The sequence below is a fragment of the Dysgonomonas sp. PF1-14 genome (genome assembly GCF_029892965.1).
Taxonomy (GTDB): Bacteria; Bacteroidota; Bacteroidia; order Bacteroidales; family Dysgonomonadaceae; genus Dysgonomonas.
The window spans coordinates 158,644-171,490 of the sequence record NZ_JARXWN010000008.1 but is presented as its reverse complement, the minus strand read 5'-3'; the positions used below and the strand labels follow the sequence as shown (position 1 = coordinate 171,490).

Sequence of the window (12,847 nt, the reverse complement as noted above, 5' to 3'; positions counted from 1 at the left end):
ATGAATAAAAAATACAACCTATTTATTTGGGGCTTATTCTTTTCCTTTATTTTTAGTTGTACTACTAAAAATTGGTATGATATAAAAGACTCTCAAGGAAATACATTTATAGGAACTTGGTTTAAATTAACAGAAATAGATGGCGAAAATGTTATATATATACCTTGTGATGCATACAACATGGAAATAAAGGTAACAAAGGACAAAAAAGAAATTTTTGTCAGATATGGAATAGAAGATATCTCATATGAAATAGACACAATACAAATTATAAATGATGAATTCATTTTTATATTAAAAAATTCGAAAGATAAGATTACTTGCCATGTACTTCAAGATAGTGCAATATGGGTTATTCCAAACAATATTAAAATACTTTGTACAAATACCCCAAATAAATATCAACATGTAAAAGAAGAAAATATGAGTGAAGTAGAAAGAATAAAGGAAGATATAGAAAAATATGCATTAGCCAACTTATATGAAAACATAGATAACTTAGGATTCAGTGGCATTACTTTAAACAAATTTAATCAGGGAATTAATCGTGTTTTTGCTATTTCAGATACTATCAATAATGTAAAAATCTCTAATCATAAATCTTATTTTGTCTATTTAATAGAGAAAGGTTGCAATCATCATGAACTTTTAAAGTCAGAGTTTGATTATACTATACCTAATATTATTTTTTCAACGACATTCTTGTTTGTATCTGATATAGAGACATTATTAATGTATATAAATGAAGATGAAAATAAAGATTTTTTATTAAAACGGTGTTTCCATAGGAATATGTATATTTTTAATGAAAGCCAGGCTAGTCTAACATGGTTAATCAATAATGATAAGGAGTTTCTAATTTCTTTATTAAAAACTTTTGGTTATGACAAAGAACCTAGGATAAATAAATTTGTTCTTCAAATTGCATATCAGAAATGTCAAGATAAAAATAATAATGTTCATTACAATTATGAAGATTGTAATGACATACTTTTTTCAAGAGATTGTAGTAATAACCTAAGAATAAATCATGGACTATTAGCTACAGTAAAAGATTTAACAACAGCAGAGGATGGTCTGTATTTGGAAATGTTATATAAATACTTAATTCACGTTGATTCAAATTCATTAAACTTAAACTTATCCGATGAAGAGAAAATCGAGATATATTGTTCTTTCGGAAGTGTAGAAATAGAACTGATAAAAAAATATCTTCATTCCCGAAATGGAGATGGTGCTCAATGGAATGCAAGAATGAATTCTTTCATATCAAGTTTATTAAATAACTATAGAGACGAATATCAGGAAATAGCAAGGAAGCATAATTATTGGAATATAACTAATTTTGATGAAATTGTACAAGTTGGAGAATGGGAATTTCCTGTAGTAAATGGTGATGAAGAATTTAAAGAACCTTTTGATTATATCAAACTAAAGTAAATGGTAGCTAGCATGCTCTTAGTGGATATATATACTGATAGAATTTAAAAAGTAGAATTATGAATAGAGGGATGAGTTTTACTTGTTATTATTATGTGTATGTGGATAGTTGTGAAGAGAATATTACCTGTATAGCTAGACACGAAAAGCGAATCGAAAAACAGTTAATTTTAAATATTATATTATGAAAAAATTATCCATCCTTTTTATTGTATTTTGTATTGTGTCCTGTTCTACAAACGAAAGCAAGTACGAGAAACTTATCAGTGATTATGTGCAGACAGACAAGCACGGTACATGGACTGATCTTGATTTCAAAATTGTAAACCTGAAAGAATTGCCGCCAATAAAAGTGTCGGACAGCATTGCCATTCTTCAGCAGGAATTTGAAGAAAATAAAGCTAAATGTCTGGAACTACAGGAATCCCATCTAAAACGATCACAGGAGAATTTGGAAAAAGAGGGAAAAGCAAAATACGGGTCGAAGGTAATAACCGATATGTATAACAAACATATCTCGGATGCCACCCGTAGGATTGATTCCGTAAAAAATCTACAATTTGTCAATAAATACGAAGGCATTTCTTCTGAGAAGGTACTCTTGCAACCCGTAGAGTGCCGGTATTCCTATGTGTTTCCTCCTTCCAATCCAAGACAGGAGAGGACGGATATATTCTATTTCCTACCCGATAATAGTAAGATACTTCGCCAAAAGCAAATAAAAAACAAATGAGGTATCTGCTCAATAATATTATACAATTATGATGTCCAATCAACTCCAGAATGTTTCTTATCCCGATAAACAGGACGAAGTCCAACTCCATCCGGCAGTAGCCGAAATGCTACCCGATTTGTTTTCGGCAAGGGACATAATCGGATTATATGTCAGGCAGCATTTCTCTGGTTGTTCAAACACCAGAGAGCAGCAAATCCATTATCTGCAATTAGGCATTGACTATATTCATTTTCTGCTGGAAACTACAGATATGGACAAAAATTATTTTGTAAACAATCCGGATTCAGTCATAAACAGGCTTCAGAATGAGATTTGTAAGATACAATCGGATCATCTTGATTTGTTGCTTCTTGACAAGCCTCTTGATTTAGAATGGATAAGTACCCGTAAGAGTTTGAAGACCCATTTGAAAAATTTCGGGATATTTACATATGGAGAACTACTTTATTTTTTATTGAATGGGGGAAGAAACAGACTTCTTCGAATGGAAGGTATAGGAATCAAAAGTATAGAAAAAATAGAAGCGCATTTATCAGAACATGGATTAATTGAGAAAAAAGAAGAAAATAATACAGTTGTATATGCCTCTGTGTACAAGCCTTTTATTGTTTATAATGATCGCTATAGTGATTAACAAACAGCAACCGATATCCCATCGGTTGCTGTCTAAAAACATGAACTAAAAAACAAACCCATTCCCCGGAGGGAATGATTCCACTACTGATTATTTTTCTTTTTACGGTCCGGATACACAAAATGCGAATTCCCGTTCTTATCGAAAACGATATGAGCATCAAAAGATTCCCCCTCTTTGTTTTTAAAGCCCTTAATAAGAGGCGACTTCCCTGTTTTGAACAACTCCGTCAATTGGTTATCCGTCAGTTTCTTTCCGCAAATCTCCCTGAAGAAAGTAAGGTTACATTTTGAATAATTGCATTTGACCACCCTGTTGTAGAAAGTAATCTTGCCGAGCCTGCACCGGGGGCATATATAGGGTGTTTCTGCCGATGTGTTTTCCGCCCTGACCACACTGATGATCTCATCGACCACCTGCCGGGTATAAACCCTTATGCCATTCATAAACGAATCCGTAAAATCCGGGCTGTTTTCGATCTTCGAGAGGGCATTTTCCCATCCCCCTGTCATTTCCACATCGGCAATCCGCATATTTTTTATCAGGTTATAAAGGCTCAGACCTTTTGAAGTCGGGACAATATTCTTTTTATCCCTTTCGATATAGCCCCGATCCGATAAGGTCTCTATGATTGCCGCCCTTGTCGCCGGAGTGCCTATTCCCGAATCCTTCATCGCCTTTTTTGATTCTTGGTCTTCCACCTCCTTTCTGCAGCTTTCCATCGCCGAGAGCAGTCCTGCATCCGTAAACAAGGCTTTCGGCTTTGTTTTCTTTTGCACAAGGTTGCAGCTTACTATCCGCAAGAAATCACCTTCAGCCAGTTCAGGCAGGACTGCTTTTTCATCCTGTGCTTCATCTTCATCAGCAAGGGCGAACAGCCCTGTCCATCCCTGCTGCGTTACCAGGCTTTGAGTTGCCCTGAATTTTATATCATCGCAGGCTATATCCACGCTCGTCACTGCTTTTCGGCAAACTCCGGCGAAAGCCTCCAGCATCCGTTTGGCAATCAGCTCATATACCTTTTTCTCATCCGCAGACAGCTTCTCCGGCTTATTTTCCGTAATGATTAGCGCATGGTGGTCTGTTATTTTTTTGTCATCTACCGAGTTCCCGCTTGTCTTTATCACAGAGTACAGGCTTGCCTGCACTTTAAATTCCGGATATTCTTTCAGGGAATCTATCAGGAAAGGTATCTTTTCAAATACATCATAGGGAATATAGCGGCTTGCAGTACGCGGATAAGATATTAATTTCGCTTCATACAGTTTCTGGGCTATAGAAAGCGTTTGCTCGGCAGTCAGTCCGTATTTTTTATTCGCTTCTTTTTGCAGGTCGGTCAAATCATGTAATAAAGGAGGCTGTACAAGCGTTTCTTTCTTTTCGACATGCTCAACTTTAGCCACAGGATAGCTTACTAAGCGTTTGTATATTTCGCTTGCCTTTTCTTCCTCGTAAAATTCTTCAACTGTACTCAAATGAAGGGTAATCCCGTCTTTTTCCAGATTGATAGCCGGCTGCCAGAAAGGTTGCGGCTTAAAATTTTTCACTTCCAGATAGCGTTTGCAGATCATAGCCAGAGTCGGAGTCTGCACCCTTCCCAACGAATTATTCCCGTCTCCCGAAGCGATACAAAGTGCCCTGCTGGCATTAATCCCCAATAACCAGTCCGCCTTGCTTCTGGCATCGGCTGCAAGGTAGAGGTTGTCATAAGCACTACCATCGCGGAGGTTTTCAAAACCTTCCTTTATGGCACTGTCTGTTAATGAACTGATCCACAGACGGGAAAACGGTTTCTTACAATTCAGGTAAGAATAAATAAAGCGGAATATGAGTTCCCCTTCGCGTCCGGCGTCCGTCGCCACGATAATACTGTCACACTTTGAAAACACATAAGCAATTGTTTCCAGTTGTTTTTTCGCAGTTCCGTCTGTCTGATACCCTTTTTTTGTTTTTGTTTTCCGGGGTATCAATTTAAAAGGATCAGGAAGGACAGGTAACTTTTCCGCATCAAAGCTTTTTATCCCGTAATCTTCTGGGTATGCCAGACTAACCAGATGCCCGTAGGCCCATGTAACCATATAACCGTTCCCTTCGATATATCCGTTTTTTTTCTTTGTAATATTCAACACCCGTGCAATATCCTGTCCTACGCTCGGTTTCTCCGTAATAATCGCAATCATAAAGGCAAAAGTTTTAGAGGTTCCCCATATATTATAAGTAACAGATAGTATTTAATATCATATTTCTCAGTTATAACAAACAGTGAATGTTATACTTAGATGGACAATAAATAGGTCTGAGACCTTAATATGGAGAACCGGATTAAAAAATCAATACAATAGAAGATTAGTTCAAAGGATCAGGAGTTATCCCGTTGATTTCCACAATGTAGGTTTCCCCCTGAAGAATAAGACGGAGAGTAGCATCCATGTCTATATCGATGCCCAACATCATCAAATGCAAGTTTACCGGATTGGTTCTTTGTCCGTTTAATAACAGCTCCAGTTCGCCGTTTGTCTCCAGCTCATCCCTATAAATACCGATTGCCTCCAGTTCATCCCAGTTAACGGCCTCCTGCGGGAACACATTTTTTTTATTTTCGTCCATAATGAGAATTATTTTTAAAGTTTACCGTTTAACCGATTTTTCTGGATTTGGATTTCTTATCTTCGGCAGGAGCCTGTTTATTGCTTGTATCGTCTGCTCCCTGCTTTATCGTAGCTTTCTTCGCCTGGTCGGGGTTCTCGCGGTAAAAACTCAATAAGTTTGTATCCTTATTCATTTTCACGAAAGTAGGCACTAAAGTACCGTCGGGAGCTTTTGCTCCTTTGATCTCCACGGCTTTACCATCCTGAATATCCGCCCTCATTTTAGCCGTTACCTTCACCCCTGATATTTCTTTGGGGATATCTACTTTCACCTCTTCGGTAAAGCCTTCAGGGGTGCGGCTGCGCTGAATATCTCCCGTTGCCGGATGCAGGCGCACAAAGCTATCGTAGGTCTCTCCGCTGGCCCTGACCTGGTCTTTGAGGAATATCGGTTTTCCTTCGGAGAGTTCCCTGCGGTCTTCGTTTGTCAAAAGAACCTGCCCGATGTAGCGCGGTATGATAATCTCCCGTTTTTCCTCCGGCGAATCCGGATTGAAGTTTGTAAACTGAAGCTTTCCGGTAGCTAAGTCCGCCGCTTTCACATAGGAATCCCTTAACTCTCCGGTTTGCTTATTAACCATGCCTTCGACAAGGATAGCCTTGCCTTCAGTCAGGTCATTCCTTTGCTGTTCATTGAGTTCTACGCCCCCGATCTTACGGATGTTCGCCAATCCTTCTTCAAAACGGTAGGATACCCTCCGTTCATTGGCATCCACCCGCAGGTAAGCATCGAATTCCTTTCCCGACCTGGCAGTCATTCCTTCTACAAAAATCTCCTTTCCGTTTCTGAGAGCTTCTTTCTCATGATCCATGAGTTTGACACCGCTCACATCATCCGGTATATAGACGCCTTTGGCCCTGATCGATGTAATCTCTTTGGTCAGCGGGTCGATACTTATAAAAGAAGGATGTTGTGCGTTACTTCTGTCGTAAAGGTCTACAACCCGTCCCAGATGTCCTGTTTCCCGCAAGTTCTTCTTATCCTCTTCACTAAATACATGCCCGAAGTAGGGTCTGTCCAGTTCCGGCTCTTTCTTAACCCCGTGTATCCTCAGGGATACAGAGCCGTCCTGTTCCTGCCGCAAGGACAATTTGGCATCGGTCGTCACATGAGCTCCTCCCTGCTGTACGGAGATCGGTATTAGCTGGTTTGTCTTACGCCCTTGTAACATCTGGTCTAACAAGCCCTTCTGTTCCAAGTATTCCCGTGTGATACCCAAATTTTTCAGTTGGTCCCAATTTATCTGGGAAGGCATAAAGCGGTTCTTCCTGTCGGTGTTGTTTTCAGGAACAGTCTCCTGGTTTTTTGAATCTTTTTCCATCAGTTCTTTTTTTATGTTACTATTAATTTGATTATTAAGCCATTTCAGGCTGTTTAAGAATGTATCGAAAGTTTTAAAAGGTATTTTATATATTCCGAAGCGTGTAGGGTCGCGTGCCTGACTGTAAAAGTTTTTCACAAAAGTGATCAGCACGTCTGAAGGGTCTGAATTATGTCCGATCTTTAAAAACTCGTTCTGCCTTTCTTTTTCGGGTGGTACGGTTTCCACTCCGTCCTTTCCGGCTTTTTTCACGACTTCTATTTTTTTCTCTTTCTTATCGCTGACAACAATCACATCATTATCTGCTGCGTCCATATTATTAGCTTTTTTACCCATTGGAATAATCAATTATTTATTTCAGACATATCGTATTTGCTTCAAATATATAAATGAAATATATTTAAACTGTTGATATTTAAACTGTTGTCGCGTTTTGTCGTAATTTGTCGTAGTGGAGGCAGTTGCGCAGGTACTGCCATTTAATTTCATCCAGCAAATTTTTGCCGTCTACCGGATGAATCTTTAAGGTCATGCCCTGTCGGGTTTTTGAGGAAATCTCCACCCTTCGGGTTGTATTTCCTTCAAAAAACCTTGATTATCCGTTATCCGGCAAGTGCCGGCTGTCTGAAATTTAAATGACAGCGTTATGGCGTATAATAAGAAAAAGCATTTGCAGGATAATATCCTTGCTATACAAACAGTTTTCAGAATAAGAGAAGAAAATCGGAAAGCATCCGAAGCAGAACGTATACTATTGAAAAAATATTCGGGATTCGGCGGCTTGAAGTGCGTACTCCGGCAGTGCGAAAGCCCCGAAGATAAGAACAGCTGGCCGCTATCGGAACAGGAACTCTATGAAGACACAAAACTGCTCTTCAGTATCCTGCGCCAATATTCTCGGACAGAAGAAGAATATAAAAAATACAGGGATAGCCTGCAAGCTTCCATCTTATCAGCATTTTATACCCCGCCCGAAGTAGCCGAAGCAATTGCAAAAGCATTAACCGGTACCGGGATAAAAGCGAATACTATCATTGAGCCCAGTGCCGGAGCCGGAGCGTTTACCGAAGCTTTTTCCGTTTTTGGGCGGCCTGTAAGTTGTTATGAAAAAGACTTGTTGACAGCCGGCATCCTCTCAGCACTACATCCCGAAGATATTGTTGTAGCGGGAGGCTTCGAGACGATAGACGAACGCTCATTGAACCATTTTGATATTGCCTGTTCCAATATTCCGTTTGGGGACTACCGGGTTTATGATCCCCTGTATGTTTCCGAAAAAGATGAAACAAAGAAACGCTGCTGTAAGGATATCCACAGCTACTTCTTTGTCAAAGCAGTCGATGCGGTACGGGAAGGAGGCCTTATCGCCTTTATCACATCGCAGGGTGTAATGGATTCACCTAAGAACGAATATCTAAGGAAATGGCTGATGGACAAGTGCCGGCTTGTATCGGCTATACGCCTTCCCGATAATCTGTTTATGGATAATGCCAACACTCAGGTACCAAGTGATTTGGTTATTCTGCAAAAAGACAGCCATAAAACAGAACGATCCACAAGGGAATACAATTTCACCGGAATCCGCCGGTTAGGGGGAGTTAATATAAATAACTACTATATGGATTTCAGCCGTGTTGTCTATACAAGCGTCAAGCAAGGCAAAGACCAATATGGGCAGCCCGCCATTAATTTTCGGTATGAAAACGGGATGAAAGCCCTTAGCGAAAAGCTATATGAGAAAATCAGGGAAGACCTTGCCCTGTATTTAGATACGGATTTGTATAATAAACACTTTGGAAACAGTATACTACCTGTAGTTCAAGCAGACAAAATACCCTTACCCGAACCGGAGAAAGAGCTTAGCTTATTCGATATTTTCGGCATATCCGAAGAAGAGCGGGGACAGATACGGCAAAAGCAACAAACCAAAGCTAAAAGCCGGGCTTTGCCTGTCAAATCAGAGGGCCCGTCCCCGGAAGGCTTACCCGCTAAGACAGTTGTTATCTGTGGTGATAGCTTTGAATCCCGCCTATACGAAGGTGTCCTGATGGACTATTATAAAAACGGGGTGCTGGTGGAAAATCGGGGACAGGTCGGAACTCTCTCCATCAAAACACAATGGAATGCCCAAAAACAGCGTGAAGATACAGTCTATACTTTTATTCCGTTAAGGCTTAACCAAGCTCAGGTAGATAAATTCAAATCTTATATCCATCTGCGTGAAACCTATTTTTTTCTGCATACAACAGAAACCATCCAGAAAAAAGAAAATCCGGAGGCCCGGCAAATGTTGAACGACAGGTACACTGAATTTACCGGAAAATACGGCGATCTGACCTGTCGGGAGAACCGCAAACTGTTGCAGCAGGATATATTCGGAGATGAGATGCAAACCCTTGAATTTTATGAGAACGGTAATAAGAAACTGGCAGGTATTTTCTACCATCCCGTATCATTCGGGGCAGACAAGACCCTTCGGGTTGATAATGCGCAGGAGGCTTTGGCCGCATCCCTGAATAAGTTCGACCGGGTCGATCCGGAATATATGTCTGCCATTTCAGGCAAAGATGAAAAAGACCTGATCCGGGAACTTGAAGGTGTCATCTATTATAATCCCTTATCCGGTGATTACGAAGTTGCCGCCCGTTTTATCGCAGGCGATGTGATTGTTAAATCGGAGCAGATAGAAGAATATATAGCTGTCCATCCCGGAGATGAGAACCTTCAGGAGTGTCATAAATCGCTGGAAGCCTTGAAAACAGCTATTCCTGAGGCTATCCCTTTTTCCGATTTGGACTTCAATTTCGGGGAAAGGTGGATTCCCGCCGCATATTACAGTGAATATGCAGGTAAACTGTTCAATACGACGGTTACGATAGAGTATATAGCCGATATAGACAATTTCCATATAGCGGCTGAAAGCGAACATACTGTCGAGATCAGGGAAAAGTACGCTGTCAAACCGGATTACAGCAATGATATAAGCGGGCTTACCATACTCAGCCATGCACTGGTCAATACCTTTCCCAAGATAACAAAGCCATCGGGACGGTATACCGCTGAAGGGAAGGAAATACGTGTTCCTGATTTGGAAGCCATACAGCAGGCCAATACCAAGATTGACGAGATACGCAGCGGATTTGCCGTCTACCTGAACGGTTTACCGGGCGAAATCAGGGACAAGCTTTCGGATTTGTATAACCGCAAGTTCAACGCACGGGTAAAACCCCGGTATGACGGCAAGTTCCAGACCTTTCCCGATTTGCAACTTACATCGTTGGGGATCGACCGTCTTTACGACAGCCAGTACGATGCTATCTGGATGCTCAAATCCAATAACGGCGGGATCATTGACCATGAGGTGGGTACAGGCAAGACTCTGACTATCTGTATTGCATCCCATGAGATGAAACGCCTGAAAATGGCGCACAAACCAATGATTATAGGATTAAAAACCAATATTTTCGCCATTGCCGAAACCTACCGGAAGGCATATCCAAACGACAAAATCCTGTATCCTACGGAGAAAGACTTTGAGCCTAAGAACCGGATGAAACTGTTTCACCGGATCAAGAACGATGACTGGGACGTTATCATCCTGACCCATGAACAATTCTTTAAGATACCCCAGTCTATGGAAATCCAGCGCGATACCCTCCAGAGGGAATTAGATTCGGTAGAAGAAAACCTGAAAGTCTATGAACGCTTAAACAAGATATCGTCATCGGCAGGTATGCTCAAGGGTTTGCAAAAGCGTCAGCAGAATCTCAAAGCCATGCTCAGTGAACTGTTTCAGAAGATGGAAGAAAGGCGGGATGACAGCATTGACTTCCGCACGATGGGTATAGATCATTTGTTTATAGATGAGAGCCATGAATTTAAAAATCTCCGCTTTGATACCCGTTATCGCTATGTGTCGGGATTAGGAGATCCGCAGGGCAGCCAGCGCGCACTGAATCTGCTGTATGCGATTAGAACCATGCAATACTTAAAAGGCAAGGATTTATGTGCTACTTTTCTGAGCGGTACTACCATCAGTAATTCACTTGTCGAATTATACCTGTTATTCAAGTACTTGCGCCCGGCAGCTATGGAAGGGCAAGGTATCCGCACATTCGATGCCTGGGCGGCGGTATATGCTAAAAAAACTTCCGATTTTGAATTTACTGTGACCAATGAGATCAAGTCCAAAGAACGTTTCCGTTATTTCAAGAACGTACCGGAGCTTGCCAATTTCTACAACGAGATAACGGACTATCGTACAGGAAAAGATATAAATCTGGAGCGCCCCGAAAATAACGTCATGTTTTACACGACCCGTTCCACTCCACAGCAGGACGAATTTCAGAAAAAATTGATTGAATTTGCAAAAACAGGAGATGGAGAGCTGATCGGCCGTCCCGGTATGACATATGATAAAAAAGATTCAGGCCGTATGCTGATTGTAACCGACCTGGCACGCAAAGCATCTTTAGACCTACGGCTGATCGATCTTAAAAAATACCACGACCATCCGGATAATAAGCTATCCCGTGCGGCAAAAAAGATAGCGGACTATTATTACCGCTTTGATAATCAGCGGGGGACACAGTTTGTCTTTTGCGACATAGGCACATACAAGCCCGATAAGCCTGATGAGTGGAGCATCTATGGAGAACTCAAGCGGAAACTGGTAGAAGATTACAAGTTGCATGCTTACGAAGTTCGCTTTATCCAGGAAGCTAAGAACATCAGACAGCGGGAAGCTATGATTGCCGCCTTTAAACAAGGTATTATCCGGGTGCTGGTAGGCCATACCAAGAGTCTGGGTACGGGAGTGGATGCTCCGGACTATGCGGTGGCCACCCATCATATCGACATCCCCTGGACTCCCAAAGACATGGAGCAACGAGGCGGACGTGGAGCCCGTAAAGGCAATAAGGTCGCCCGGCTCTACGCCGGTAATAAAGTCGATAATATCATCTATGCCTCAGAAAACAGCTTGGACACCTACAAATTCAACCTGTTGCAGAACAAGCAAACCTTTATCACACAGCTCAAGACCAATTCATTAGGCAAGCGTACCATTGACGAGGGAGCTATGGACGAAGACGGTAATATGAATTATTCAGAATATGTAGCCATCCTTTCGGGGAATACCGACCTGCTGGATAAAGTGAAGCTGGAGCGTAGGATCAGCCTCATGGAAAGTGAGCAAAAGAACTATAACAAACAATTGGAGCAGACAGGTTGGTCGTTGAAAAACAGCCGGCTGAAACTTGAACAAAAGAAAAACCGTCTGGAAGGTATTATCCGGGACTGGCAGAGAGTTGAAACGCAGCTTATAAAAGATGAAAATGGTATCAGACCGAATCCGATCCGGTTGAATAAATTTGAAGGCAATGATTCGATAGAAAAAATCGGAGAAAGACTGGTAGTCATCGCCAATGGTATGGATACTGGCGGTCAGTTCATAGAAATAGGAGCCTTGCTTGATTTTAAGATTTTAGTAATAACAGAAAGGCCGGCATTTGGAACACAGTATAACCGCTTCTGTATCGAAGGAGCCTGTAAATATACTTACAACAATGGTGATTTAGCCCGGGACCCGTTACTGGCAGCAGCCAACTTCATAAAGGCATTAGATAAAATACCGTCCCTGATACCTAAATTCGAGTCGGAGATTGCACAAATAGAAAAAGACATTCCTGTTTTGCAGGAAATAATCGACACGCCATGGAAAAGAGCTTCGGAACTAATCCGCCTGAGAACAGAACTGTCGGCCTTGGAGCGTAAAATACAGGACACACTGGCAAATATAGACAAAGAAGTAGAAGAAGAGAAACCGGAACTGATGGAGATAGAAAATGAATAAAATCCGCTTATTGGCAGGCAAGCTATTGCAGGGACTTTACGCCGTCGGCAAGGTATGCCTTGCGGCGTTTATGCGGAAATCTCCACCCTTAAGGGTCGTATTTCCACATAAAACCTTGCCGAGAGCGAATCCCTGCAAGTTTTAGAGCCTTACCAATAAACGGATTCTTACTCTGTCTGTGTGCAGGGTAAACATCCATGTATTCATTAAAAA

At 41.3% G+C, this 12,847-nt stretch carries 7 protein-coding genes; 4 read left to right on the top strand and 3 right to left on the bottom strand.

Annotated features, from left to right (window positions below; genetic code table 11):
* The 3 genes from M2448_RS11625 (at nt 1) to M2448_RS11615 (ending at nt 2,810) form a co-directional block, all read left to right on the top strand.
* Complete coding sequence (locus M2448_RS11625; protein WP_280647772.1) at nt 1–1,440, top strand: hypothetical protein; 1,440 nt, start codon at nt 1–3, stop codon at nt 1,438–1,440.
* A gap of 184 nt (nt 1,441–1,624) precedes the next feature.
* Nucleotides 1,625–2,173, top strand: a complete 549-nt coding sequence (locus M2448_RS11620) for a hypothetical protein (RefSeq protein WP_280647771.1) — start codon at nt 1,625–1,627, stop codon at nt 2,171–2,173.
* Nucleotides 2,174–2,201: 28 nt separating this feature from the next.
* Complete coding sequence (locus tag M2448_RS11615) at nt 2,202–2,810, top strand: hypothetical protein (protein WP_280647770.1); 609 nt, start codon at nt 2,202–2,204, stop codon at nt 2,808–2,810.
* Between the two features lie 83 nt (nt 2,811–2,893).
* Here the strand turns inward: M2448_RS11615 and M2448_RS11610 are convergent, their stop codons facing one another.
* From M2448_RS11610 to M2448_RS11600, 3 genes are all read right to left on the bottom strand, one after another.
* On the bottom strand, nt 2,894–4,990 hold the full coding sequence (locus tag M2448_RS11610; RefSeq protein WP_280647769.1) for a type IA DNA topoisomerase: 2,097 nt from the start codon (nt 4,988–4,990) through the stop codon (nt 2,894–2,896).
* Between the two features lie 166 nt (nt 4,991–5,156).
* Nucleotides 5,157–5,417, bottom strand: a complete 261-nt coding sequence (locus M2448_RS11605; protein ID WP_280647768.1) for a DUF4099 domain-containing protein — start codon at nt 5,415–5,417, stop codon at nt 5,157–5,159.
* A 28-nt stretch (nt 5,418–5,445) separates the two neighbouring features.
* Nucleotides 5,446–7,095 (bottom strand): DUF3945 domain-containing protein, encoded by a 1,650-nt coding sequence (locus M2448_RS11600; RefSeq protein ID WP_280647767.1) that lies wholly within the window; start codon nt 7,093–7,095, stop codon nt 5,446–5,448.
* A gap of 331 nt (nt 7,096–7,426) precedes the next feature.
* Here M2448_RS11600 and M2448_RS11595 point away from each other — a divergent pair, with 331 nt between their 5' ends.
* On the top strand, nt 7,427–12,634 hold the full coding sequence (locus M2448_RS11595) for an N-6 DNA methylase (protein WP_280647766.1): 5,208 nt from the start codon (nt 7,427–7,429) through the stop codon (nt 12,632–12,634).
* Nucleotides 12,635–12,847 lie beyond the last annotated feature (213 nt).